This window comes from Agrobacterium vitis (genome assembly GCF_013337045.2).
GTDB classification, from domain to species: Bacteria; Pseudomonadota; Alphaproteobacteria; order Rhizobiales; family Rhizobiaceae; genus Allorhizobium; species Allorhizobium vitis_B.
The window spans coordinates 2,722,525-2,749,140 of sequence record NZ_CP118259.1; the positions used below are offsets into that span (position 1 = coordinate 2,722,525).

Below are 26,616 nucleotides of genomic sequence, written 5' to 3' on the forward strand. Positions count from 1 at the left end.
ACAACGACACAATAGAATGCTACCGGTGGCCATGGAAATTCATGGACACCGGTAGCGATCAATCGATCAAAATCGCCCGCGCCTGCTCGTAGACAGCGGCAGAGCTGGCGGCGATGATCTTGCCTCCCGCTTCCGGCCGTCCGCCCTCCCATGTGGTGATAATACCGCCCGCCTGTTCGATGATCGGGATCAGCGCTCCCACATCATAAGGCTTCAGCCCCGTTTCGATCACCAGATCGACAAAACCTGCCGCCAGCAGCGCATAGGCATAGCAATCCACGCCGTAGCGGGTCAGCCGTACCTTGGCCCGCACCGCATCGAAACGCGGGCGCTCGTCTTCCAGAAAAATATCCGGTGAGGTGGTGTAAAGCACCGCATCCGAGAGGCCGGTGCAGGCTCGCGTTGCGATCTGCCGTTGGCCATCCGGCCCGCTGTACCAGGCTTTCTCCCCATCGGCAAAATAACGCTCGCCGGTAAAAGGCTGGTCCATCATGCCCATCACCGCGTGGCCGCTTTGCTGAAAGCCGATCAGCGTTCCCCAGGTTGGCAGACCGGAAATGAACGCCCGCGTTCCATCAATCGGATCGATCACCCAGACGCAATCGCGGCCAAGGCCGATATTGTCATGTTCCTCGCCTAAAATGCCGTGATCAGGAAACTCGGCCTCGATCAACCGACGGATCGCGGTCTCCGCCGCCTTATCGCCTTCGGTGACGGGATCATAACCGCCCGCATCCTTGTTGACGACATCAAGCATTGAGCGAAAGCGGGGCAGTGTCTCGGTCTTGGCGGCCTCGGCGAGGCTGTCGAAAAACGTCTTGTCGGGGCGCATGCGGCTTCCTCGGTCGGTGAACGTGCAGGTTTCTTACGGCATAAAACGCCGGATCGGAATTCGCTCCAGCATAAATTTATCAGGACGTCGGCAGATCACCGAATTGCACGCCATTCGAGCATTTCCGTGATGCAAATGCCTAAATAATAGTCATGATTAAAAAAATGTCAAAATCGACTTGACATTTGTGCAATGCAAAATATTATACGTCTTACAGTCTTTCGACTGTAAATACCCTCCTTGGGTGTTTCCTCCCTAGACTTGCCGCGCCTCGAGCGCGGTTTTTTTTGCCCTATCGCGCCACGCATCGCAGGGTCCAGAACCGGCTTCAACTTTTCAGCCGGCTTCCACTTTTCAGAACAATGCTCTATTCGGCAGCGAGCGCGCCATCTCCAAGGCCGGGCGTGGCAATGCCTTTGGAAAGCTCCGCCATCTGGCCAATGAACCGCGACAGCGTGGCTGCAAGCAAGGCGAAGTCCGGACGTTTTTCCAACGTGGCCTCGTCAACATACAGCGCCCGGTTGATTTCGATCTGCAGAGCATGCAGGCCTCTGGCGGGACGCCCGTAATGTTCGGTGATGAAGCCACCGGCATAGGGTTTGTTGCGCACCGCCGTAAATCCGAAATCGCTGAGCACCTGCATGGCCGCATGGGTCAGTTCAGCCGAAGCACTGGTGCCATATCGGTCGCCAATGATGAAATCCGGACGAATGGCGCTACCGCTCAACCGGATATTGCCCGGCATCGAATGGCAATCGATCAGAATCGCCGCCCCGAAATGGGCATGGGTGCGGGCAATCAACCGGCGCAGGCAGGCGTGATAGGGCTTGTAGATCGTTTCGATCCGGGCAATCCCCTCCTCCACGCTCAACCGCTCCCGGTAGATTTCCATATTTTCGGCCACAATCCGCGCAATCGTGCCGAGACCTCCGGCAACACGCACCGAATGGGCATTGACGTAAGGCGGCAGGGCGCCGGAAAACATCTTCGGATCGAGCTCGTAGGGCTCACGATTGACATCGATATAGGCGCGTGGAAATTTCGCGTAGAGCAAGGGCGCGCCATGGTCGGGTGCCGCCGCAAACAGCTCATCGACGAAGTGATCTTCGGAACGGCGGATGGAAAGCCTGTCCAGGCGCGAACGAGCGAGAAACTCCTGTGGATAATCTCTGCCGCTATGAGGGGAATTGTAAACAAAGGGAATGCTATGCTGTTCGGGTTCGCGCACGTCAAACAGCTCGAAATCGTCGCGTTCCGGCTGCATCTCACCCCTTCTTTACCAAATCAGCAATTCATAATGAAACATATGTTGCCAGTTGCCCACCGCGAAGTCCATACTGCATTAATCTTGAAGCCGGATACGGCATGATAAGAGAATCATGCAGCACTTATGCAGCAGTTATAATGTGCTACAGCGACCTGTCTGCGCCGCCAAAGACGCCGACAGGTCGCTGTAGTGGCGAAAAATCACACCCGGCTTTCCCGTCTTCACCTGCTGTTTACACGGGCTGGAATATCTGGGAAAGCTTAACACCATGATCCCAGTTGAGTAACGGTCCAGCAATGACTCAGAAAATACTTCTTGCCGAAGATGACAACGACATGCGCCGCTTCCTGGTGAAAGCCCTGGAAAAGGCCGGATACAAAGTATCCTCCTATGACAATGGCGCCAGCGCCTATGACAGGCTTCGGGAAGAACCCTTCTCGCTGCTCCTGACCGACATCGTCATGCCGGAAATGGACGGCATCGAGCTGGCCCGCCGCGCCACCGAACTCGACCCGGACCTGAAGGTGATGTTCATCACCGGCTTTGCCGCCGTAGCGCTGAACGCCGATTCCAAGGCTCCCAAGGATGCCAAGGTCCTGTCCAAGCCCTTCCACCTGCGCGACCTGGTAGACGAGGTCAACAAGCTGCTGACCGCCGCCTGAGACCGCCTGGTTCCAAGACCTAAGCCACCCAGATTGGACTCCTCCAATCGGCAGCGATTTGCGACCATCATGCGTCGCATCGCAAGCGGCTCGGTAAATGATGCATGCGCCAAGCCCTGGCGCATGGAAGATCACGACAGTGAAGCGCTTACGCATAAACCCGAAAAAGCTAGCGGATACAACCGCTTGCCGAATTCTTGATCCAAACCGCGCAATAGCTATTGACGGAACCGGCGGTTTCATGGTTTACCCCCGCCATCGGATGGGCGTGTAGCTCAGCGGGAGAGCACTACGTTGACATCGTAGGGGTCACAGGTTCAATCCCTGTCACGCCCACCATCCGATTTTCCTCCCTTTTATAGCGTTGACAAGCCTGGTTCATATCAAGACCCTAGGCCGGTTCATCGTCGCCTAATGCCTCGCTCGCCATCGCCGCGCTGGTCTGTAAGAGCCGTTCCCGGGCATTTTTTTGCCCTTTCCCTATTTTCTATACCGCATTGCACCCTAGATGGGTTTGGATGCAGACTATTTTTGAAACATTGCAACATGCCATCGCATGGATGCCGGATTGGGCTGTTTCGCTTTGTGTCCTGCTTCTTGCTTTTCTGGCGGGCATGTTAATTCAGCGCTTTGGCTTCCGCATCCTGACACGGCTGACGGAAAACCGGGATCTCTTCTGGCGCTCACTGGTGCAGCGCACCCGACGACCCTTGCGGCTCGCCATCCTGACCTGGACGCTCTCCATCGGTGTCACTGTCGCACCTTTGAGCGATGCGGCAGCCAACATCATGCGCCATGCTCTGCTGCTGTGCTTCGTCATCGTTGTCGGATGGATGACCCGCACCGCCCTGCATATCTGGGTCACCGTTTATCTTCGCCGCTTCAAGCTTGATGCCGAAGACAATCTGCTGGCCCGCAAACACGTTACCCAATCCCGAATCATGGAAAGGGTGGCCGCCACCGGCATCGTCGCCCTTACGGCGGCAGCTGTTCTGATGTCTTTTCCGGCGGTGCGCCAATATGGTGTCAGCCTACTGGCCTCGGCGGGTGTCGCGGGTATTGTTCTTGGTCTAGCCTTGCAGCCGATGCTGAAAAATCTGTTTGCCGGGCTGCAATTGGCCATCACCCAGCCAATCCGCATCGATGACGCGCTGATTGTCGAGGGGGAGTTCGGCCATGTCGAGGAAATAACCGCCACCTATGTGGTGGTGAAGCTCTGGGATTGGCGAAGACTGGTCCTGCCGCTCAATTATTTCATCGAAAAACCTTTCCAGAACTGGACCCGCGAAGGGGCGGCATTGATCGGCACGGTCATGCTCTACATGGACTATTCCGTTCCGGTCTCCACCTTGCGCCGAAAAACCGAGGATATCGTCAGGTCAGCGCCGTTGTGGGATGGAAATGTCTTCAACCTCGCCGTCACCGACCTGAAGGATCAGGTGATGGAAATCCGCATTCTTATGTCCGCCGCCAGCGCCGGAAAGGCTTTCGACCTGCGCTGCTATGTGCGCGAAAAACTGATGGACTTCATCCAGAAGGACTATCCCGATGCCTTGCCGCGCCTGCGCATTCACCAGGAAAAGCCAGAGATGTTGAAGGATGGGTCGTTTCCACCAATGCAGCCCGGCGCCACCGCTCGGCCTCAGAAAATCGACGCCTGACATCTGGGCGACCGATAGCCAACGGGAATGAGCGTTGTCCGCGGTAACGGGCCTTTCAAGCCGATTTTTCACTCCCGGCCTGATCGAGATCGCAATCCCCGTCCAATTTAAGGAATTCTGCAATCGCCGCCATTGAAGCGCTTGGATGTTTTGCAGAAAAATGCAACAACCCCTTCACGCCAGACCCGCTATGAGGCCGGAGCGCTTTCATGCCTTTCGCCACCAGATCCTTCCGGATCGCGGCCGCGCGCTTTCTGCAGAAAGGACCGAGAATGACCGATAAAATCGTCCCCGTCATCATGGCAGGCGGCAAAGGCACAAGGTTGTGGCCACTGTCACGGGCCACCGCCGCCAAGCAGTTCCTGAAAGTGGTGGGCGAGGAAACGCTTTTTCAGTCCACATTGCAGCGCGTCAGCGACACCAGTGTCTATGAAGCACCTTTGGTGGTGACCAATGAGGAGTTTCGCTTCCTGGTCGCTGAACAGGCGCGAGAACAGGGCGTGGCGCTGTCGGGCATTCTGCTGGAGCCGGTGGCGCGCAACACAGCCGCCGCCATTGCCGTCGCCGCCCGCGTCGTCGCGGACCGGTTCGGGCCTGATGCAGCCCTGCTCGTGCTGGCGTCCGACCACGCCATCACCGTCGATGCCGTCTATCTCGCCTCAATCACCGCTGCGGCCACCGCCGCACGACGCGGCAAGCTCGTCACTTTCGGCATTAACCCGACGGAGCCTGCCACCGGCTATGGCTATATCGAACTGGGTGCCGATCTCGGTAACGGCGCCCATGCCGTCAGCCGTTTCGTGGAAAAACCGGATGCGCAAAAGGCGCAAGCTCTGATCGATGCCGGAAATTACTACTGGAACTCCGGCATGTTCCTGTTTTGCGCGACAGATATCATCGACGAACTGGAACGCTACGCGCCAGAGGTGATGGCAGCCGCGACAGAGGCCGTTGCCAAGGCCACCAAGGATATCGATTTCATCCGGCTCAATACCGAGGCCTTTACCGCAGCACCGTCGATTTCCCTCGATTATGCGGTGATGGAAAAAACCGCCAATGCTGCCGTCGTCCCCTCCGCCATCCAATGGTCGGATCTCGGCAGCTGGGACGCGGTGTGGAAGATCGGCGAAGCCGATGCCGATGGCAATGTCGTCAAGGGCAATGCCACCGTCCACAACACCCGCAATTCACTGGTGATCTCCCGCAACAGCCATCTGGCCGTACAGGGCATGGACGGCGTGGCGGTGATTGCCAGCGAGGACGCCGTGTTTGTCGGCAGGCTCGACCAGGCCCAGGAAGTCGGCAATCTGGTCAAGCTTCTGGCCGGCAACAAGAAGACGGCGAACCTCACCGAGACCCACCCGACATCACTGCGGCCCTGGGGCGGCTATACCTCGATCCTCAATGGCGACCGGTTCCAGGTGAAGCGGTTGTTCGTCCATCCCGAAAAGAAATTGTCGCTGCAAAAGCACTTCCATCGGTCCGAACACTGGATCTGCGTGCGCGGCACCGCCGAAGTGACGATCAACGAAAAGGTGACGATGCTTTACGAAAACCAGTCGATCTATATTCCCCAGGGCGCGGTGCATCGGCTCGGCAATCCCGGCAAGATAATGCTGGAAATGATCGAAATCCAGACCGGCTCCTATCTGGGTGAGGACGATATCGTCCGGCTGGTCGATGAGTTCGGGCGGACCTGAGGGGTTTAACGAGGTTAGACACGCTAGGCCGCTCGCCCTACCGTCGAACATTCCTCTGCTGAAGACAAATCCTCGGGACAAGCCCGAGGATGAGGCTCTGGAGTCATCTTTAAGCAAAGATGCCAACAACCGTGGCTCGGGCGACGGTTTGCGGCCTCTCAAAACACTGCCTACCAAATTCCCAAGAAGCTGACTTGCTTTATTTCTGTGCATTGCACAAGATCAGGCACAATCAGAATGGCATTAGGTCCGGACCACGGACGAGGGGTTTCATGGCGATCAAGGCAAGCATTTATCATCTCACCCATTATAAATATGACACGCCGATCCGCCTGGGGCCGCAGATCATTCGCCTGAAACCGGCGGCCCATTCCAGAACCAAGGTTCTGAGCCACTCCCTCAAGGTCACCCCCGAAAACCACTTCGTCAATCTCCAGCAGGACCCCTACGGCAATTATCTGGCCCGTTTCGTGTTTCCCGATCCGGTCACCGAGTTTAAGATCGAGGTCGATCTCACCGCCGATATGAGCATCTACAATCCCTTCGATTTCTTCACGGAGGAAGAGGCCGTCACCTGGCCCTTCGAATACCCGGAGGATATCCGCGAGGATCTGGCGATCTACAAGAAACCAGAGCCGGACAGCCCCGCCCTCGACGCCTATCTCAAGACCCTGGACATGACGCCGGGCCAAGGCACGGTCGATATGATCGTCGGGCTCAATGCCCGCCTGCAAAGCGAAATCGGCTATGTGATCCGCCTGGAGCCGGGCGTACAGACACCGGATGAAACGCTGACCTCGGCGCGCGGCTCCTGCCGCGATACCAGCTGGCTGCTGGTGCAGATTCTGCGGCATCTGGGCTTTGCCGCCCGCTTCGTCTCCGGCTACCTGATCCAGCTGAAACCGGATCTGGAAGCGCTGGATGGCCCATCCGGCACCAAGGTGGATTTCACCGACCTGCATGCCTGGGCGGAAGCCTATATTCCCGGCGCTGGCTGGATCGGCCTGGACCCGACCTCCGGCCTGATGACCGGCGAAAGCCATATTCCGCTGGCCGCCACGCCGCATTACAAAAACGCCGCCCCGATTTCCGGCGGCTATTTCGGGCAAGCCAAGACCGATTTCGATTTCGATTTCGACATGAAGGTGACACGGGTTGCCGAGCATCCGCGCATCACCAAGCCATTTTCCGATGAAAGCTGGGAAGCGCTGAACGCGCTTGGCCTGAAGGTCGATGGCGACCTGAAGGCCCATGACGTGCGCCTGACCATGGGCGGCGAGCCGACCTTCGTGTCGATCGACGATTTCCAATCGGCGGAATGGAATACCGATGCGGTTGGCCCGACCAAGCGGGCACTGGCCGATCAGTTGATCCGCAAGCTGCGCACCCGCTTTGCGCCCGGCGGCTTCCTGCATTACGGCCAGGGCAAATGGTATCCGGGGGAAAGCCTGCCGCGCTGGACCTTCTCGCTCTACTGGCGCAAGGACGGCAAGCCGATCTGGCATAATCCTGATCTGATTGCCACCGAAGAGGCCGATACCAATGTGGGCCATGAGCAGGCCGAAGCGCTGATGGCCAGCATTGCCACCGAGCTGGAGATCGAGCCTGACATGATCCTGCCGGCCTATGAAGATCCCGCAGCCTGGATCATCAAGGAAGGTAGCCTGCCGGAAAATGTCGATCCATCCAATTCCAAGCTGGAAAGCCCGGAAGAACGCGCCCGCATCGCCAAGGTGTTTGAGCGCGGTTTGACGATCCCGACCGGCTATATCCTGCCGGTCCAGGCCTGGAACGCCAAGGCCAGCGGGAGGCGCTGGATCAGCGAGAAATGGCGCACCCGGCGCGGCAAGATCTTCCTCATTCCAGGCGACAGTCCCGTCGGCTTTCGCATGCCGCTCGGCACCCTGCCCTATGTGCCGCCCTCGCAATATCCCTATATCCACACGGCTGACCCGTCCATTCCGCGCACGCCCCTGCCGGATTTCGGACCGGATACCCGCGAAGGCCGGGCGCTGTCGGAAGCATCGCGCAAGACCAGCGACAGCCAGCAGGACCGCAACGAACAGAATATTGCCGGATCGGCTGGGGATATCACCGGCGCGGTGCGCACCGCCATGAGCGTCGAGCCACGCGATGGCCGGCTCTGCGTGTTCATGCCGCCGGTGGAGCGGATCGAGGACTATCTGGAACTGGTTGCCGCCGCCGAGACCGCAGCGCGCAATCTCGGCCTGCCGATCCACATCGAAGGCTATGCGCCACCACAGGACGAGCGCATCAATGTCATCCGCGTCGCGCCCGATCCTGGGGTTATCGAGGTGAATATCCACCCCGCCGATAGCTGGCAGGATTGCGTGGCCACCACCGATATCATCTATGAAGAGGCCCGCCAGACCCGGCTTGGCGCCGACAAGTTCATGATCGATGGCCGCCATACCGGCACCGGCGGTGGCAACCATGTGGTGGTCGGCGGCGCCAATCCCGGCGACAGCCCCTTTCTGCGCCGCCCGGATCTGCTGAAAAGCCTGGTCCTGCATTGGCAGCGCCATCCGGCTTTGTCCTATATGTTCTCGGGCATGTTCATTGGCCCGACCAGCCAGGCGCCGCGCTTTGACGAGGCCCGCCATGATACGCTCTATGAGCTGGAAATCGCCCTGGCCCAGATCCCCATGCCTGACAGTGGCGCGGCCCCGCCTTTGCCCTGGCTAGTCGACCGGCTGTTTCGCAACCTGCTGACCGATGTCACCGGCAACACCCATCGCTCGGAAATCTGCATCGACAAGCTGTTTTCGCCTGACGGTCCAACGGGGCGGCTGGGTCTGGTTGAATTCCGTGGCTTTGAAATGCCGCCGAATGCCCGCATGTCGCTGGCCCAGCAATTGCTGGTGCGGGCGCTGATCGCGCGGTTCTGGAAAAACCCTGTTGGCGGAAATTTCGTGCGCTGGGGTACGGCATTGCATGACCGCTTCATGCTGCCGCATTATCTCTGGCAGGATTTCCTCGAAGTTCTGGCCGACCTGCGCGAACACGGCTTCGATTTCAAGCCGGAATGGTTTGCGGCACAGCTCGAATTCCGCTTCCCCTTCGTCGGACAAGTGGAATACCAAGACAGCAAACTGGAGCTGCGTCAGGCGCTGGAGCCCTGGCATGTGATGGGCGAGGAAGGTGCCATCGGCGGCACGGTGCGCTATGTCGATAGTTCGGTCGAGCGTTTGCAGGTCAAGCTGGAGACCGCCAATCCCGACCGGTACACCGTTGCCTGCAATGGCCGCCGCCTGCCCCTGAAGAAAAGTGGCACCAATGGCGTTGCCGTTGCCGGGGTCCGCTACAAGGCCTGGCAACCGGCATCGGGCCTGCATCCGGTCCTGCCTGTAAACACACCGCTAACATTCGACGTTTATGATATATGGACAGGGCGGTCGATTGGCGGTTGTGTGTATCATGTCGCGCATCCCGGTGGTCGTAGTTATGATACTTTCCCTGTGAATGGCAATGAAGCGGAGGCCCGGCGACTTGCGCGGTTCGAACCCTGGGGCCATACAGCCGGTTCTTATTCGCTGTGGCCGGAAACCGTCTCGCCGGAATTTCCGCACACATTGGATTTGCGGCGACCACAGGGGATTTAAGCATGTCGCGTAAAAGTGTGTAGCGGTTTTACGGAGACGACATGCTTCGGCAAGAAAGCATGTCGCGTAAAAGTGTGAAACGGTTTTACGAAGACGACATGCTTGAGCAAGAAAGCATGTCCCGTAAGAATGCCTAGCAGTTTTACGGAGACGACATGCGTCAACAAGAAGCTATGTCGTTCCGGTAAATATGTGAAACCGTTTTGCGAGAATGACATGCTTCGGCAGGAATAGAGATGACCAAGCGTACGGCCATTGAGATGGACAGGCTGGAGAAGGACCCCGGAGCGGCATTTGCCGATGGCTACCGGGCCTTGCCCGGTGCTGCCGATGAAATGCTGGACCGGGATGGCAACATCCGTCCGGTCTGGCAGAATTTCGTCGCCGCCATCAACGGCATGGATGAAGAGCAATTACACGAGCGCTTTGCCCGTGCCGACCGCTATCTGCGCGATGCCGGGGTCTTCTACCGCGCCTATGGGTCTGCCGGTCCCACCGAGCGGGCCTGGCCGTTCTCCCATATTCCGGTGCTGATCGCCGATGCCGAATGGCAGGTTCTGGCGCGCGGGCTGGTGCAGCGGGCCGAATTGCTGGAACAGGTTGTCGCCGATATCTACAGCGATAACAGGCTGGTGCAGGAAGGCTTCATTCCGCCCGCACTGATTGCCGCCAATGGTGAATTTCTGCGGCCGCTGGTCGGGGTAAAGCCTGCGGGCGGCCATTACCTGCATTTCTGTTCCTTCGAGATCGGCCGCGGGCCAGATGGCGCCTGGTGGGTGCTGGCCGACCGCACGCAGGCCCCCTCCGGCGCCGGATTTGCGCTGGAAAACCGGGTAGCCACGGCGCGGGCATTTTCCGATATCTATGCCGAAACCCATGTCCACCGGCTTGCCTCGTTCTTCGGGGCATTTCGTGATGCGCTTCAAGGCCACAAGCAAAGCCCTGATGACCGGATCGCCGTGCTGTCCCCCGGCCCGGCCAATGAAACCTATTTCGAACATGCCTATATTGCCCGCTATCTCGGCATCATGCTGCTGGAGGGCGAGGATCTGACTGTGGTCAACGGCAAGGTGATGGTGCGCACCGTGGCCGGGCTGAAACCGATCGGGGTGCTGTGGCGCCGTCTGGATGCGGCCTTTGCCGATCCGCTGGAACTGAACCAGCTCAGCCATATCGGCACGCCGGGCGTGGTCCAGGCACTGCGCAATCAGGCAGTTACCTTCGTCAATGCGCTCGGTTCCGGCATTCTCGAAACCCGGGCCTTGATGGCTTTTCTGCCGACCATCTGTCGCCATATGCTTGGCGAGGACCTGTTGCTGCCCTCGATTGCCACCTGGTGGTGCGGGCAAAAACAGGAACGCGACCATGTGGCCCGCAATATCGAGAAAATGGTGATCGGCCCGGCCTATTCGCGCCAGCCGTTTTTCGATGACAACAGGCAATCGGTCCTGGGCGCAACCCTGCGGGAAACCGCCCAACAATCGATTGCCAGCTGGCTGGAAACCGACGGTGCCAAGCTGGTCGGCCAGGAAGCCGTGACGCTGTCGACCACTCCCGCCATGGTCGATGGCAGGCTACAGCCGAGACCGATGAGCCTGCGGGTATTTGCGGCCCGCACCAGGGACGGCTGGCAGATCATGCCGGGCGGGTTCGGGCGGATCGGCAGCGGCAGCGATGTGGCGGCGATGGCCATGCAGGCTGGCGGGTCTGCCGCCGATGTGTGGATCGTTTCCGAAAAGCCGGTCGAGCGGATCACGCTGCTGCCAGCCGAAGAACAATTTACCCGCAACATGCCGGGCAGCCTGCCCAGCCGCGCCGCCGACAACCTGTTCTGGCTTGGCCGCTATATCGAACGGGCCGAAGGCGCGCTTAGAATTCTGCGCGCCTGGAATGCCCGCTTTGCCGAAACAGCCGATCCCAAACAGCCGCTTCTGGCCTTTGTCAGCGAATATTTGGAAGCGCTGGACATCAATACCGACCAGGGCGTGCCGGAAAGCCTGCTCGGCAATATCAACAGCGCCGTCTATTCGGCCAGCAATATCCGCGACCGGTTCTCGCCGGATGGCTGGCTGGCGCTGAATGATCTCGCCAAGACCGCACGCCGCTTCCATGAAAAGATCAAGCCGGGCGACGACGCCTCGCATGCCATGACCATCCTGCTGCGCAAGCTGGCGGGTTTTGCCGGTCTGGTGCATGAAAACATGTATCGCTTCACCGGCTGGCGCTTCCTCGCCATCGGCCGCTATCTGGAGCGGGGCATGCACATGACCCGGTTGCTCGGCCATATGGCGGGGCAGGACGCACCAGACGGCGCGCTCGACATGCTGCTGGAGATCGGTGACAATGTCATGACCCATCGGCGGCGCTATAATGTCAACACCGCCCACCTGACCGTGACCGATCTTCTGGCGCTCGACCCGCTCAACCCGCGCTCCATCCTGTTCCAGCTCAACGAGATCCACAACGAAGTGGAGCAATTGCCCAATGCCAAGGTCAACGGCCAGATGTCGCGCTTCCTGCGGGAAACCGTGCGGCTGCATTCGAGCGTGGCGGTGATGACGCCGGAAATGATGACGCCTGAGATCTACAATCATCTGGAAAAAGAACTGGAATTGCTGTCTGATCTTCTGGCGCAAACCTATCTCGGATGAGCAGAGACCTATCGATGCTATACGATCTGACACTGCACATGGGCTATGATTACGACGTGGCGGCGGCTGGCGGACGCCACATCCTGCGCATCATGCCGATCTCGCTGCCGGAGCGGCAAAGGCTGATTGCCGGTTCGATTTCCATCGAGCCGCAGCCGGATGAGCGTACCGGCTTTGCCGATTTTTTCGCGCATCCCACCACGACTTTCGCCTATCGCTCTTCCCATGACAAACTGGATATTCGCCTTCAGGCCCGTATCCAGGTGGATAGCCAGCCATTCACCGCGGATTTTTCGCCACTGCCCGAACGGCTTGCCGTCGAGCTTTTCGAATATTGGTCGCTGGAGCCAGCCTCCCCGCATCATTTCACCGGATCGAGCCCACGGCTGCCTGAAAACCCCGATATTGCCGCCTACGCCCGCTCCGTCGTGAAGCCCGGCATGACGGTGCGCCAGATTGCCGAACAGCTTTGCGCCCGCATCCACAAGGATTTCAAATACGACCCCAAGGCCACCACTGTCGATACCACCCCGAAACAGGCCTTCGCGCTGAAAAAGGGGGTCTGCCAGGATTTTTCCCATATCATGATCGTGGCATTGCGCAGCCTCGGCATTCCCTCGGGCTATGTCAGCGGCTTCCTGCGCACCATTCCGCCACCGGGCAAGGAACGGCTGGCCGGCGCCGACGCCATGCATGCCTGGGTCAGGGTCTGGTGCGGCAAGACCGTCGGCTGGGTCGAGCTTGACCCGACCAATAATATCGCCGCCGGCACCGACCATGTCGTCGTCGCCTATGGCCGAGACTATTCCGATGTCGCCCCTGTCATCGGCATGCTGAAAGGCTATGGCAGCCACACGACCGTCCAGGCGGTGGACCTCATTCCGATTGGCTGACGAGGCGAGTATAACCGCCGTTTCGACCGCACTATTTCAGGAATAGGTTGCATTTGAGCAACCCCATTAAGCCAGTTGCAAGCAGTGTGTCCTATCAATCCATCAGCAGCGATGCGGATCGTCAAGCCACGGTCCTGTTGCAGGAAACACGACCGGTGCTTTCGTTTCGTTGAAGAGATGACAAGTGCCGGATCAACGTCACGGATGGACATGATGGTCATTTCGGCGCTTAGCCCTCGTTTGCGTGCCTGTCGTTTGCTCGCCTCGAAAGCACGGCGATCCGCCGCTTTGGCAATTCCCCTGCTGCGCCATACCGGCGGCAATTTCGGCATGATGACGGCGGTTCTCCTGCCGGTTTCCATCGGCGTGGCAGGTCTCGCGATGGATGCAACGGAGACGGTGCAATCGAGAAGCGCCCTGCAAAACTCGGTGGATGCAGCAGCCCTTGCTGCCGCCTCGGCAATGAGCAACGGCATGAGCGAGGCCGACGCCATTGCCCTTGCCAAGAGCTTCCTTTCCTCGCAGCTGGCCAATACCATGGCCAGAGACGAGAACACCAGTTCGGTGGACCAGATCACACAGCCGGAACCGGATATTTCCGTCAAGACCACCCAGGTCAACAGCTCATCGACCTCCTATGACGTAGAACTGACAGGTAGCTATACCATCACCATGAATGCGCTTTCGAGGGTTCTGGGATGGGAGACCGTGACGCTGAAAGCCTATGGCAAGGCTCAGGCCGCGACCACGGCCTCCGAGAGCCCGCTTTCGATGTATCTGGTGCTCGACCGATCAGGTTCGATGAACGACGAAACGACGACGACCTACACGGGGACCTGCACCACAACCACCACGTCTGGCTCTGGCCGCAACAAGAAAACCACGACGACGAGCTATAGCTGCACGAAAAAATACACGAAGATCGAGTCGCTGAAGCTGGCCGTCGCGGATCTGGCCTCACAGCTCAGCAAGGCCGATCCAAACAGTGAATATGTGCGCACCGGCGCCGATTCCTACAATGCCAGTGCCGATACTGCCCAGGCGATGAGTTGGGGAACCGCCAATGTGGTCACCTATGTCAATGCGTTGAGCGCTACCGGCGGCACCGATGCCAGGGGCGCACTGAGTGCGGCCTATAGCGCGCTGCAAACATCCAACAAGACAGAGATTAACGCTCATAATGTCTCGAGTGTCAGCAAGATTGGCCGTTACATCGTCTTCATGACGGACGGGGAAATGACCGGCAATAGCAGCAGCTGGAACTCCAGCATCGACACCGCCGTGCGCAGCCAATGCACAACCATCAAGGCCGATGGCATCCAGATCTATACGGTTGCCTTCATGGCGCCGACCAATGGCAAGTCGCTGCTCAGTGCCTGCGCCAGCGATGCCTCGCACTATTATGAGGCCACCGATGCGGCAAGCCTTGTCGCCGCCTTCGGGGAAATCGGCAAGAAAGCGACCTCCACCTCGACCCGCCTGATGAATTGATTTTGGCAGGTCAAAACCAAGCCAGGCCAAGATGTCTGGAACTTTCCGCCTCTGGCCAGCCTTTAGCCTCCTTGAAACGCAAGGAGAGAACCATGGAAGATACACCGTCGGTGAAACTGGCAAAGCGCTATCTGGAACTGGGCGGCACCCGGAAACTGAAGATGGATGACAACATTACCGATACCCGCAAATGGGAAGGCGAACCGGCGGAAGCCGCCAAATTCTGGGCGGAACATATCGAGGTGCTGGAAGCGGGCGAGCGCAAACAGGTCGAGGACTTTCTGCCGTCCATGGCCGACAAGTAGCAGGGAAAATAGCTTGCGGGCTGGCCGCATCCTTGCGGCCCATCCCAATATCTCGCGATAATTGCAGGCCCTCTAAGCTTTGGTGGTGGCGCAGAGGGCGAAGTATCGGCACAAAGTGCGGACGCACCAATAATCCCAAGAATAATCCGGGGCTTAACTGAGCCATAAAAACACGAAGCGACGACTGCTCTTCAAAAAATACGTTGTTGCAACTATTCGCCAAGGATGCATACACTGTATGTGCCGGTGGTTGGCAAACCGCATGACCATCGGTCTCGCGCCCTGCCCTTTCCTCCTCACCATGTGGCGAAGTCATGAATGAAACTCATCCAAAGGCCGACCTCCCTCTTCCAAAGCCCCGCGTCTCCAATCCGGAAACGCTTGCCGCCGAAATCATCGAGCGGCTGACCTATGGTATCGGCAAGGACGCGAAGGTTGCCAAGCCTCATGACTGGCTGACCGCCACCATTCTGGTGGTGCGCGACCGCATCATCGACAAGTGGATGGAATCCACCCGCCAGACCTATGCCACCAATGCCAAGCGGGTCTATTATCTGTCGCTGGAGTTTCTGATTGGCCGGTTGATGCGCGATGCGATGACCAATCTCGGCCTGGTCGAGGAAATCAAGGCGGCGCTGGAATCGCTCGGCGTCGATCTTGGCGTCATTGCGGGCCTGGAGCCCGATGCGGCCTTGGGCAATGGCGGGCTTGGCCGTCTGGCCGCCTGTTTCATGGAAAGCATGGCGACGGTGAATATCCCGGCCTATGGCTACGGTATCCGCTACGTCCACGGCCTGTTTCGCCAGCAGATGGCCGATGGCTGGCAGGTGGAACTACCGGAGACGTGGCTGGCCCACGGCAACCCCTGGGAATTCGAGCGGCGCGAAAGCTCCTATGAAGTCGGCTTTGGCGGCGGCGTCGAGACCGCCTCCAACGGCACCAGCGGCGAGGAGATCCGCCATGTCTGGAAGCCGAGCGAGCGGGTGATTGCCACCGCCTATGACACGCCCATCGTCGGCTGGCGCGGCGAACGCATCAATACATTGCGTCTGTGGTCGGCCCAGCCGATTGACCCGATCCTGCTCGACGCCTTCAATGCTGGCGACCATATTGGTGCGTTGCGCGAAAGCAATCGGGCCGAAAGCCTGACCCGGGTGCTGTATCCCGCTGATGCCACTGCGGCTGGCCAGGAACTGCGGTTGCGGCAGGAATATTTCTTCTGCTCGGCCTCGCTTCAGGACATCGTTCGGCGTCATCTCCAGCACGGCAATGCGCTGATCGACCTGCCGAAAAAGGTGGCGATCCAGCTGAACGACACCCATCCTGCCGTCTCTGTCGCTGAACTGATGCGGCAATTGACCGATGTCCATGGCATGGATTTCGATACCGCCTGGGACGTGACCCGCGAAACCTTCTCCTATACCAACCACACGCTTTTGCCCGAAGCGCTGGAAAGCTGGCCGGTGCCGCTGTTCGAGCGGCTGTTGCCGCGCCACATGCAGCTGGTCTACGCGATCAATGCCAAATGCCTGGTGGAAGCGCGCAAGCAGAAGAATTTCACCGACGTGGAAATCACCAGCCTGTCGCTGATCGATGAAAGCGGCGACCGCCGGGTGCGGATGGGCAATCTGGCCTTCATGGGCTCCCATTCGATCAACGGCGTCTCGGCCCTGCATACCGAGCTGATGAAGGAAACGGTGTTCGCCACCCTGCACAAGCTCTACCCGGACCGGATCAACAACAAGACCAATGGCATCACACCGCGCCGCTGGCTGATGCAGTGCAATCCCGGCCTGACCTCGCTGATCCGCGAAGCGATCGGCGACGACTTCCTTGACGACGCCGAAAAGCTGACCGCGCTGGATGCCTTTGCCAAGGACAGCGCCTTCCAGCAGAAATTTGCCGCCGTCAAGCGGGCCAACAAGGAGCAGCTGGCCAATCTGGTCGCCAGCCGCATGGGCATCCGGCTCGATCCCTCGGCGATGTTCGACATCCAGATCAAGCGCATCCACGAATACAAGCGCCAGCTCTTGAACATCATCGAGACCGTGGCGCTCTACGACCAGATCCGCTCGCATCCGGAACGAGACTGGGCGCCCCGCGTCAAGCTGTTCGCTGGCAAGGCCGCACCGAGCTATCACAATGCCAAGCTGATCATCAAACTGGCCAATGACGTGGCACGGGTCATCAACAACGACCCCTCGGTGCGCGGCCTGCTTAAAGTGGTGTTCATTCCCAATTACAATGTGTCGCTGGCCGAGGTCATGGTGCCGGCTGCCGATCTCTCCGAACAAATTTCGACTGCGGGCATGGAAGCATCCGGAACCGGGAACATGAAGTTCGCGTTAAACGGTGCGCTGACCATCGGCACCCTTGATGGGGCCAATGTGGAAATGCGCGATCACGTCGGAGAAGACAATATCTTTATCTTTGGAATGACTGCGGAAGAGGTCGGCAAGGTGCGTGCCGAAGGGCACACCCCGCGCCCGATCATCGAACGGTCGCGCGAACTGTCACAGGCGCTGGCCGCCATTGCGTCCGGCGTGTTCTCGCCTGACGATCGGGACCGGTTCTCCAGCCTGGTGGATGGGCTCTATAACCATGATTGGTTCATGGTGGCTGCCGATTTCGATGCCTATGCCACAGCCCAACGTCAGGTGGACGCGGTCTGGACCGACCAGCCCCTCTGGCAATCCAAAGCCATTCTGAATACGGCCCGCATGGGTTGGTTCTCCTCCGACCGGACGATCAGACAGTATACGGCCGACATCTGGAGAGCCTGATGAAGAAAACAACCAGGCAGACGCAGGCATCAGCCGAGAGCGGAAATCCGCCCTCCGCTGACCGCCTTTCTTCTGCCGAGATCGAAGCCATCGTCGCGGGCCTGCACACCGATCCGTTTTCGGTGCTCGGCGTTCACGCCGGTGCGGATTGTTTTATTGCCCGCTGTTTCGTGCCGGGTGCCGACAGCATTACCGCGCTCACACTTGACGGCAGCCTTGCCGGAGAGCTTGCCTGTCTTGACCCAGCTGGCTTTTTCGCCGGTCCGGTGGCGATCAAGACCCAGCAGCCGCTGCGCTACCGCGCCTGCCGGGGCGATGTGGAATGGTCGCTGACCGATCCCTATAGTTTCGGGCCTGTTCTCGGGCCGATGGACGATTACTTTTTGCGCGAAGGGTCGCATCTGCGGCTGTTCGACAAGATGGGCGCTCATCCGATCAAGCATCAGGGCGTCGATGGCTTTCATTTTGCCGTTTGGGCGCCGAATGCAAGACGGGTCTCGGTGGTCGGCGATTTCAATGAATGGGATGGCCGCCGCCATGTGATGCGATTGCGCCGCGATACCGGCATCTGGGAGATTTTCGCCCCCGATGTCCGGCCCGGTTCGGCCTATAAATACGAGATCATTGGCGTCAATGGCGAGCTTTTGCCGCTGAAGGCAGATCCTTTCGCCCGCCGCAGCGAGTTCCGCCCACAAACCGCTTCCGTCACCGCAGCCGAGCTTTCCCAGGATTGGGAGGATGCGGCGCATCTGGCCCATTGGGGCAGCATCGACAAGCGCCGTCAGCCGATCTCGGTCTACGAGGTTCATGCCGGTTCCTGGCAGAAGCGGCCTGACGGCACCTTTCTCAGCTGGGACGAGCTGGCGGAACGGCTGATCCCCTATTGCACCGAAATGGGCTTTACCCATATCGAATTCCTGCCCATCACCGAACATCCCTATGACCCGTCCTGGGGCTACCAGACGACGGGGCTTTATGCGCCAAGTGCGCGCTTCGGCGAGCCGGAGGGCTTTGCCCGCTTCGTCAACGGCTGTCACAAGGTTGGCCTCAGCGTCATTCTCGACTGGGTTCCGGCCCATTTCCCGACCGATGCTCACGGGTTGCGTTTTTTCGACGGCACTGCTCTTTACGAGCATGAAGACCCGCGCAAGGGCTTCCACCCCGACTGGAACACCGCGATCTACAATTACGGGCGGATCGAGGTTCTGTCCTATCTGGTCAACAATGCGCTCTACTGGGCGGAAAAATTCCACCTGGATGGCGTGCGGGTCGATGCGGTCGCCTCGATGCTCTATCTCGACTATTCCCGCAAGGAAGGCGAGTGGATCCCCAATGAATATGGCGGGCGGGAAAACCTGGAGGCGGTGCGCTTTCTGCAAAAGATGAACGAGCATCTCTACGGCGCCCATCCACAGGTGATGACCATTGCCGAGGAAAGCACCTCCTGGCCGAAAGTGTCCCAGCCGGTCCACGAAGGCGGTCTCGGCTTCGGCTTCAAGTGGAACATGGGCTTCATGCATGACACTTTAAGCTATTTTGCCCGCGACCCCGTGCATCGCAAGCACCACCATCATGAAATCACCTTCGGGCTGATCTATGCCTATAGCGAAAATTTCATGCTGCCGATTTCCCACGATGAAGTGGTGCATGGCAAAGGCTCGATGATTGCCAAAATGCCCGGCGACGACTGGCAGAAATTTGCCAATCTTCGCGCCTATTACGGCTTCATGTGGGGCTATCCCGGCAAGAAACTGCTGTTCATGGGCCAGGAATTTGCCCAGTGGAGCGAATGGAGCGAGGAACGGTCGCTGGACTGGAACCTGCTGCAATATCCGCTGCATGAGGGCATGCGCCGCCTGGTGCGTGATCTGAACTTTACCTATCGCAACAAGCCAGCGCTGCATGCCCGCGACTGCGAGGGCGAAGGCTTCGAATGGCTGATCAGCGAGGATGCTGATCAATCGGTGTTTGCCTGGCTGCGCAAGGCCCCCGGTGAAAAGCCGGTGGCTATTATCGCCAATCTGACGCCGGTCTATTACCAGCGTTACGACGTGCCGCTGCCGGTAGGCGGGCGGTGGCGGGAAATTCTCAATACCGATGCCGAGATCTATGGCGGCAGCGGCAAGGGCAATGGCGGCCGATTGGAGGCCGTACTGGATGCAGCAACCACCTCCGACAAGGCGCCATGGGCGCACGCAACGCTGTCACTGCCGCCGCTGGCAGTGATTATGCTGGAGTTGGAACAGTAAGCATCGGACCGAAAAGTGGGAACCGGTTTTCGGATAAATCCGATGCGTAAACAAAAACTGAGAGCATCGTGCAGATTCCGGTTTTCTGTACGATGCTCTCGGACGAACACGTATTTGAGACATGCGGGAGGAGATTGCATGACGCCGACAAAGAGAATTCAGCCGCTGGCCCGTGATGCCATGGCCTATGTGCTGGCCGGCGGACGCGGCAGCCGCCTTAAGGAACTGACCGACCGGCGGGCAAAACCCGCCGTCTATTTCGGCGGCAAGGCTCGGATCATTGATTTCGCCCTGTCGAATGCGCTGAACTCAGGCATTCGCCGCATTGGCGTCGCCACCCAGTACAAGGCCCATTCGCTGATCCGCCACATGCAGCGTGGCTGGGATTTCCTGCGGCCCGAGCGCAATGAAAGTTTCGACATCCTGCCAGCCAGCCAGCGCGTTTCCGAAACGCAATGGTATGAGGGCACGGCGGATGCCGTTTTCCAGAATATCGACATTATCGAGCCTTATGGCCCGGAATATATGGTGATCCTGGCGGGCGACCACGTCTATAAGATGGACTATGAATTCATGCTCCAGCAACATGTCGACAGTGGTGCCGATGTCACCATTGGCTGCATGGAAGTGCCACGCATGGAAGCCTCGGCGTTCGGTGTCATGCATGTCGACGACAAGGACCAGATCATTGCCTTCGTCGAAAAGCCCGCCGATCCACCGGGCATTCCCGGCAACGAAACCATGGCGCTCGCCTCGATGGGCATCTACGTGTTCCACACCAAATTCCTGATGGATTGCCTGCGCCGCGACGCCGCCGACCCCAATTCCAGCCGGGATTTCGGCAAGGACATCATTCCCTATATCGTCGAACACGGCAAAGCCGTGGCGCATCGCTTTGCCTCCTCCTGCGTGCGCTCGGATTTCGAAAAGACCCCGTATTGGCGCGATGTCGGCACCATCGATGCCTATTGGCAGGCCAATGTCGACCTGACCGACATCCTGCCGGAACTGGATATCTACGATAAATCCTGGCCGATCTGGACCTATGCCGAAATCAATCCGCCGGCAAAATTCGTCCATGACGATGAAGGCCGTCGCGGTTCGGCGATTTCCTCTCTGGTCTCGGGCGATTGCATCATATCCGGCTCGACGCTCTATCGCAGCCTGCTGTTTACCGGTGTTCGCGCCAATTCCTATTCAAGGCTGGAAGGCGCCGTCATTCTGCCCAAGGTCACTATTGGCCGTCATGCCCGCTTGACCAATGTGGTGATCGATCATGGCGTCACCATTCCCGAAGGCCTGATTGTCGGTGAAGACCCGGAAATTGACGCCAAGCGCTTCCGCCGCAGTGAAAACGGCATTTGCCTGATCACCCAGGCTATGCTGGACAAGCTGGAGCAATCAGGCACATGAACATCCTGTCCGTTGCATCGGAAGTCTATCCGCTGATCAAGACCGGCGGTCTCGCCGATGTGGCGGGCGCCCTGCCCCTGGCGCTCGAACCCTTGGGCATAAAAACCAGAACCCTGCTGCCTGGCTATCCGGCAGTTCTCGCCAAGCTTGTTAACACGGATGTGCTCCTGCATATGCCTGACCTTCTGGGCGAGACGGCAACCGTACTTTCGGCCCGGCATGAGGGCCTGGACCTGCTGATCCTCGATGCGCCAGCGCTGTTTAACCGTCCAGGCGGCCCCTATGTGGATAGCAATGGCCGCGACTATGGCGACAACTGGAAACGGTTTGCGGCGCTGTCGCTGGCAGGCGCCCGTATTGCCCAAGGCGCACTCGATGATTGGCGACCGGATCTCGTGCATGTGCACGATTGGCAGGCCGCCCTGGTGCCGGTTTATATGCGCTACGATGAGAAGCCGGAAATTCCAAGCCTCATCACCATTCACAACATCGCCTTTCAGGGGCAATTTTCAGCTGACATCCTTCCGGCTCTCGGTCTGCCAGAGCATGCATTGTGGGAAGCGCTCGAATATTACGGCACGCTGGCTTTTCTGAAAGGCGGCATTGCCACGGCCCACGCCATCAGCACGGTCAGCCCGTCTTATGCCGAGGAAATTCTCGATCCGCATTTCGGCATGGGCATGGAAGGGCTGATCGCCAGCCGTGCCAATGACCTGTTCGGCATCGTCAACGGCATCGATACCGCCGTCTGGAACCCCGATGATGACGGACTGTTAGCCTCGTCTTACAGCACTGCTACCCTGCGCAAGCGGGTCGCCAATCGCGAAGCACTCACCCGGCATTTCGGCCTTGATGACGATGCGGCACCGATTTTCTGTGTAATTTCCCGTCTCACCTGGCAAAAAGGCATGGATGTGCTGGCCGAGGTCGCCGACGATCTGGTCGCAGCCGGCGGCAAGCTGGTCATTCTCGGCTCCGGTGATCCGGCCCTGGAAGAGGCTTTGCAGGCGGCCGCCCACCGTCATCCGGGTCGGATCGGCATGGTGATGGGTTATAACGAACCGCTGTCGCATCTGATGCAGGCGGGTGCCGATGCCATCCTCATTCCGTCAAGATTCGAACCTTGCGGCTTGACCCAGCTTTACGGCCTGCGCTACGGCTGTGTTCCGGTGGTGAGCCGCACCGGTGGTTTGAATGACACGGTCATCGACGCCAATGCGGCGGCACTTGCGGCAAAGGCTGCCACCGGCATACAGTTCGCCCCGGTCACGGTGGCAGGGTTGCGACAGGCGGTACGCCGGGCGATCCGCCTCTTCGACGACAAGAAACTATGGTATCAGATCCAGAAGCAGGGCATGAAAGCAGACGTATCCTGGACAGCAAGCGCCCAGCGCTACGTCGATGTTTATAACCGCCTCCTCGGAAAAGGCTGAAACACGCATGATTATTACGGTTCCAACCAAACCCTATTCGGACCAGAAACCCGGCACGTCGGGTCTGCGCAAGAAGGTGCCCCAATTCCAGCAGGAGCATTACGCCGAAAACTTCATCCAGTCGATTTTCGATTCGCTTGAAGATTTCAAAGGCAAGACGCTGGTGATCGGTGGCGATGGCCGGTTTTACAACCGTGAAGTCATCCAGAAAGCCATCAAGATGGCAGCGGCCAACGGCTTTGGCCGGGTGCTGGTCGGCCAGGGTGGTATCCTGTCGACACCGGCGGCCTCCCACATCATCCGCAAATACAAGGCCTTTGGCGGCATCGTGCTGTCAGCCAGCCACAATCCCGGCGGCCCGACCGAAGATTTCGGCATCAAATACAATATCGGCAATGGTGGGCCAGCGCCCGAAAAGATCACCGACGCGATCTACACCAATACCAAGACCATCACCGCCTATAAGACGGTTGAGGCAGCCGACATCAATCTCGACCGGATCGGCTCGTTCGATCTCGGCGAAATGACTGTCGAGGTCCTCGACCCGGTTGCCGATTATGCCGCGCTGATGGAGACATTGTTCGATTTTGCCGGTATACGCAATCTGTTCAGCCTCGGCTTCCGCATGGTGTTCGACGCGATGAGCGCGGTCACCGGTCCCTATGCCAAGGAAATTCTCGAAAATCGCCTCGGCGCTCCTGATGGCACCGTGCGCAATTTCGTTCCGCTGCCGGATTTTGGCGGCCATCATCCCGACCCGAACCTCGTTCATGCCAAGGAGCTTTATGACGAGATGATGGGGCCGGATGCGCCTGATTTCGGCGCAGCCTCCGACGGCGACGGCGACCGCAACCTGATCATCGGCAAGGGCATTTTCGTCACGCCCTCAGACAGTCTGGCGATTCTGGCCGCCAATGCCAATCTGGCGCCCGGCTATTCCGGCGGCATTGCCGGTATTGCCCGCTCCATGCCGACCAGTGCCGCAGCCGACCGCGTGGCCGAACGGCTGAAGATCGGCATGTACGAGACCCCGACCGGCTGGAAATTCTTCGGCAATCTGCTCGACGCCGGCAAGGTGACGATCTGCGGCGAGGAAAGTGCTGGAACCGGCTCCAGCCATGTGCGCGAAAAAGACGGGCTCTGGGCCGTGCTGCTCTGGCTGAACGTGCTGGCCAGCCGCGGCGAAAGCGTTCAGGACATCGTGCGCCAGCATTGGGCCTCCTATGGCCGCAATTTCTACTCCCGCCATGATTATGAGGAAGTGGATTCGGATGCGGCAAACGGGTTGATGGATGCATTGCGCGCCAAGCTCCCCACCCTGCCCGGCACCATGATCGGCGAACTGAAGGTCGAAAAGGCCGATGACTTCGCCTATCACGATCCGGTCGACCATTCCGAAAGCAAGAAACAGGGCATCAGGGTGATGTTCGAGGGTGGCTCACGGGTGGTCTTCCGCCTATCCGGCACCGGCACGTCGGGCGCAACTTTGCGCGTCTATATCGAGCGCTATGAGCCAAACTCCTCCAATCACGGCATCGAAACCCAGGAGGCACTCGCGGACCTGATTATTGCTGCCGAGGAACTGGCCGGTATCAAGGCCCGCACCGGCCGCGATGCCCCGACCGTGATCACCTGATCGCGGATGGCCCTATGACAGGTGCTGGCGCTCGTCTGACAGTAACAGGCGCGGAATTCGCGGTCTATTCCCGTGATGCCGAGCGTCTGGAACTGTGCCTGTTCGATGAGACCGGAAACATCGAGCTTCGCCGCCTGCCGATGCAGCGCGGCGAAGACGATCTGCACCGGCTGACCGTCGAGGGACTGGTCGCCGGAGCACGATACGGCTACCGCGCCCATGGGCCTTATGATCCCGACCAAGGCCTGTGGTTTGATCCAGCCAAGCTGTTGGTCGATCCCTACGCGCTGGAAATCGACCGTCCCTTTCGTCACGATCCGCGCCTCACCCTCTTTGGCGAGGATACCGCCGATCTGGCGCCCAGGGCCATACTGACCGCGCCCGGACATGCTGTGCTGGAGCCGCCTCGCCTGCCAGATGGCGGCTTTATCTATGAATTGCCAGTGCGTGGCTTCACCATGCTGCATCCTGACGTGCCGGAAAACCTGCGCGGCACGGTCGCGGCCCTTGCCCATCCGTCCGTCATTGCCCATCTACAAGCCATTGGCGTCGATGCGGTGGAGCTTCTGCCGATCACCGCCTGGATCGATGAACGGCACCTGCCGCCACTCGGCCTTTCCAACAGTTGGGGCTATAACCCGATTGCCCTGATGGCGCTCGACCCGCGGCTTTGCCCCGGTGGGGTGATGGAATTGCGCCGCACGGTAGAATGCCTGCATGAGAATGGCATCGGCGTCATCCTCGACCTGGTCTTCAACCATTCCGGCGAAAGCGACCGGTTCGGCGCGACGCTGTCGATGCGCGGCCTTGACAACAGGAGCTATTACCGGCACCTGCCAGACCAGCCGGGCGTGCTGGTCAACGATACCGGCTGCGGCAATACGATTGCCTGCGACAGACCGGTGGTGCGCCAGTTGATCCTCGACACTTTGCGCCATTTCGTCCTGGCGGCGGGCATCGACGGATTTCGTTTCGATCTCGCCCCGGTGCTAGGCCGGACCGCGACAGGCTTTGAGGCGCAAGGCGAAACGCTGACCGCCATGCTCCAGGACCCGATTTTGAAGGACCGGGTGATGATTGCCGAGCCTTGGGATATCGGTCCCGGCGGCTATCAGCTCGGCAATTTCCCATCACCGTTTCTGGAATGGAACGACCGCGCCCGCGACACCATGCGCCGCTTCTGGCGCGGCGATGACGGGCTAACCGGCGAGATGGCGACGGTGCTGGCGGGCTCATCGGATATGTTCTCGCGCAACGGCAACACCCACACCCGCAGCGTTAATTTAATCGCCGCCCATGATGGTTTCACGCTGCACGATCTGGTGTCCTATGCCCATAAGCACAATGAGGCGAATGGCGAGGATAACAGAGACGGCCATAGTGACAATCACAGCTGGAACAATGGCACGGAGGGAGAGACCAACGACACTGATATCCTTGCCGCGCGCAAGCGTGATTGTATCGCTCTGCTCTCCACGCTGTTTGCCTCGAAAGGCTGGGTGATGCTGACGGCTGGCGACGAAGGCGGTCGCAGTCAGCGCGGTAACAACAATGCCTATTGCCAGGACAATGCCATCACCTGGCTGGATTGGGCAGTGCTCGATGCCGATCTCGTCGCCCATACCGGACGGTTGGCCGCCCTGCGCAGGCGATTTCCGGCCCTCACTGATCCGACTTTTTTCACCGGCAATGGCGATGTCAGCTGGATCGATGCATCCGGCCTGCCGATGAGTGTCGAGACCTGGCAAAATCCACAGGCCCGCTTTCTGGGACTGCTGGTGGCCACACCGGACCGAAGCACAGGACACGACACGCGGCTGGCAATCCTGATCAACCGAGGTGAAGCCTGTGCCATCAATCTACCCGCCTCAACGGACGGGGGATGGCGGGAGGTTTTTTCGGATGCAGCTGTTTCAGAACTGGTAATGGAACCACACCATGTGACGTTTCTGGTCGAGGGTTGAAACCGCCAACAGCAGGTGTGCCTTGACCACCAATGCCGGGCCTCAGGGTTTCC

16 protein-coding genes and 1 tRNA gene are annotated in these 26,616 nt (G+C 59.2%); 15 read left to right on the top strand and 2 right to left on the bottom strand.

Going from position 1 to position 26,616, the window contains the following annotated elements:
- Positions 1–58 precede the first annotated feature (58 nt).
- Both hisN and G6L01_RS13145 read right to left on the bottom strand, forming a co-directional pair.
- A complete protein-coding gene (hisN, locus tag G6L01_RS13140) occupies positions 59–832 on the bottom strand; it encodes a histidinol-phosphatase (RefSeq protein WP_070166812.1) in 774 nt (257 codons plus the stop codon).
- A 367-nt stretch (positions 833–1,199) separates the two neighbouring features.
- Positions 1,200–2,096 (bottom strand): N-formylglutamate amidohydrolase, encoded by an 897-nt coding sequence (locus G6L01_RS13145; RefSeq protein WP_070166814.1) that lies wholly within the window; start codon positions 2,094–2,096, stop codon positions 1,200–1,202.
- Between the two features lie 299 nt (positions 2,097–2,395).
- Between G6L01_RS13145 and cpdR1 the strand changes: the two genes are divergently transcribed.
- The 15 genes from cpdR1 (at position 2,396) to glgX (ending at position 26,563) form a co-directional block, all read left to right on the top strand.
- The gene (gene cpdR1, locus G6L01_RS13150; protein WP_015917105.1) at positions 2,396–2,761 is read left to right on the top strand and encodes a response regulator CpdR1; all 366 of its coding nucleotides are present in this window, start codon (positions 2,396–2,398) and stop codon (positions 2,759–2,761) included.
- A 264-nt stretch (positions 2,762–3,025) separates the two neighbouring features.
- A tRNA-Val gene (locus G6L01_RS13155) sits at positions 3,026–3,100 on the top strand.
- 179 nt (positions 3,101–3,279) lie between these two features.
- Positions 3,280–4,422 carry a mechanosensitive ion channel family protein gene (locus tag G6L01_RS13160; RefSeq protein WP_070166816.1) on the top strand — a complete coding sequence of 381 codons (1,143 nt, stop codon included), beginning with the start codon at positions 3,280–3,282 and terminating at the stop codon, positions 4,420–4,422.
- Positions 4,423–4,694: 272 nt separating this feature from the next.
- The gene (locus G6L01_RS13165) at positions 4,695–6,122 is read left to right on the top strand and encodes a mannose-1-phosphate guanylyltransferase/mannose-6-phosphate isomerase (RefSeq protein WP_070166999.1); all 1,428 of its coding nucleotides are present in this window, start codon (positions 4,695–4,697) and stop codon (positions 6,120–6,122) included.
- Positions 6,123–6,394: 272 nt separating this feature from the next.
- The gene (locus G6L01_RS13170; RefSeq protein ID WP_070166818.1) at positions 6,395–9,745 is read left to right on the top strand and encodes a transglutaminase family protein; all 3,351 of its coding nucleotides are present in this window, start codon (positions 6,395–6,397) and stop codon (positions 9,743–9,745) included.
- 260 nt (positions 9,746–10,005) lie between these two features.
- The gene (locus G6L01_RS13175; protein ID WP_139190370.1) at positions 10,006–12,396 is read left to right on the top strand and encodes a circularly permuted type 2 ATP-grasp protein; all 2,391 of its coding nucleotides are present in this window, start codon (positions 10,006–10,008) and stop codon (positions 12,394–12,396) included.
- A 14-nt stretch (positions 12,397–12,410) separates the two neighbouring features.
- Positions 12,411–13,289: a transglutaminase family protein gene (locus G6L01_RS13180; protein WP_070166821.1), complete on the top strand. Its 879-nt coding sequence runs from the start codon at positions 12,411–12,413 to the stop codon at positions 13,287–13,289.
- A 210-nt stretch (positions 13,290–13,499) separates the two neighbouring features.
- On the top strand, positions 13,500–14,780 hold the full coding sequence (locus G6L01_RS13185; protein WP_174109508.1) for a pilus assembly protein: 1,281 nt from the start codon (positions 13,500–13,502) through the stop codon (positions 14,778–14,780).
- 92 nt (positions 14,781–14,872) lie between these two features.
- The gene (locus tag G6L01_RS13190) at positions 14,873–15,085 is read left to right on the top strand and encodes a hypothetical protein (RefSeq protein ID WP_070166823.1); all 213 of its coding nucleotides are present in this window, start codon (positions 14,873–14,875) and stop codon (positions 15,083–15,085) included.
- Between the two features lie 314 nt (positions 15,086–15,399).
- Entirely contained in the window at positions 15,400–17,868 is a 2,469-nt protein-coding gene (locus G6L01_RS13195) for a glycogen/starch/alpha-glucan phosphorylase (RefSeq protein ID WP_070166826.1), read from the top strand.
- A complete protein-coding gene (glgB, locus tag G6L01_RS13200; RefSeq protein ID WP_070166828.1) occupies positions 17,868–20,117 on the top strand; it encodes a 1,4-alpha-glucan branching protein GlgB in 2,250 nt (749 codons plus the stop codon). Before G6L01_RS13195 ends, glgB begins: the two co-directional genes overlap by 1 nt.
- Positions 20,118–20,255: 138 nt before the next feature.
- On the top strand, positions 20,256–21,530 hold the full coding sequence (gene glgC / locus G6L01_RS13205; protein WP_070166829.1) for a glucose-1-phosphate adenylyltransferase: 1,275 nt from the start codon (positions 20,256–20,258) through the stop codon (positions 21,528–21,530).
- Complete coding sequence (glgA, locus tag G6L01_RS13210; protein ID WP_070166833.1) at positions 21,527–22,963, top strand: glycogen synthase GlgA; 1,437 nt, start codon at positions 21,527–21,529, stop codon at positions 22,961–22,963. The genes glgC and glgA overlap by 4 nt, the downstream gene beginning before the upstream one ends.
- A 7-nt stretch (positions 22,964–22,970) precedes the next feature.
- Positions 22,971–24,599: an alpha-D-glucose phosphate-specific phosphoglucomutase gene (locus tag G6L01_RS13215; RefSeq protein WP_070166835.1), complete on the top strand. Its 1,629-nt coding sequence runs from the start codon at positions 22,971–22,973 to the stop codon at positions 24,597–24,599.
- 14 nt (positions 24,600–24,613) lie between these two features.
- Complete coding sequence (glgX, locus tag G6L01_RS13220) at positions 24,614–26,563, top strand: glycogen debranching protein GlgX (protein WP_070166837.1); 1,950 nt, start codon at positions 24,614–24,616, stop codon at positions 26,561–26,563.
- Positions 26,564–26,616 lie beyond the last annotated feature (53 nt).

Bases quoted from the DNA above. Each gene is read 5' to 3' on its own strand.
- G6L01_RS13185 (WP_174109508.1), top strand. From the start codon at position 13,500: ATGATGGTCATTTCGGCGCTTAGCCCTCGTTTGCGTGCCTGTCGTTTG.
- glgA (WP_070166833.1), top strand. From the start codon at position 21,527: ATGAACATCCTGTCCGTTGCATCGGAAGTCTATCCGCTGATCAAGACC.
- G6L01_RS13180 (WP_070166821.1), top strand. From the start codon at position 12,411: ATGCTATACGATCTGACACTGCACATGGGCTATGATTACGACGTGGCG.
- G6L01_RS13145 (WP_070166814.1), bottom strand. From the start codon at position 2,096: ATGCAGCCGGAACGCGACGATTTCGAGCTGTTTGACGTGCGCGAACCC.
- glgB (WP_070166828.1), top strand. From the start codon at position 17,868: ATGAAGAAAACAACCAGGCAGACGCAGGCATCAGCCGAGAGCGGAAAT.
- cpdR1 (WP_015917105.1), top strand. From the start codon at position 2,396: ATGACTCAGAAAATACTTCTTGCCGAAGATGACAACGACATGCGCCGC.
- G6L01_RS13190 (WP_070166823.1), top strand. From the start codon at position 14,873: ATGGAAGATACACCGTCGGTGAAACTGGCAAAGCGCTATCTGGAACTG.
- G6L01_RS13215 (WP_070166835.1), top strand. From the start codon at position 22,971: ATGATTATTACGGTTCCAACCAAACCCTATTCGGACCAGAAACCCGGC.
- glgC (WP_070166829.1), top strand. From the start codon at position 20,256: ATGACGCCGACAAAGAGAATTCAGCCGCTGGCCCGTGATGCCATGGCC.
- G6L01_RS13160 (WP_070166816.1), top strand. From the start codon at position 3,280: ATGCAGACTATTTTTGAAACATTGCAACATGCCATCGCATGGATGCCG.
- G6L01_RS13195 (WP_070166826.1), top strand. From the start codon at position 15,400: ATGAATGAAACTCATCCAAAGGCCGACCTCCCTCTTCCAAAGCCCCGC.
- glgX (WP_070166837.1), top strand. From the start codon at position 24,614: ATGACAGGTGCTGGCGCTCGTCTGACAGTAACAGGCGCGGAATTCGCG.
- hisN (WP_070166812.1), bottom strand. From the start codon at position 832: ATGCGCCCCGACAAGACGTTTTTCGACAGCCTCGCCGAGGCCGCCAAG.
- G6L01_RS13165 (WP_070166999.1), top strand. From the start codon at position 4,695: ATGACCGATAAAATCGTCCCCGTCATCATGGCAGGCGGCAAAGGCACA.
- G6L01_RS13175 (WP_139190370.1), top strand. From the start codon at position 10,006: ATGGACAGGCTGGAGAAGGACCCCGGAGCGGCATTTGCCGATGGCTAC.
- G6L01_RS13170 (WP_070166818.1), top strand. From the start codon at position 6,395: ATGGCGATCAAGGCAAGCATTTATCATCTCACCCATTATAAATATGAC.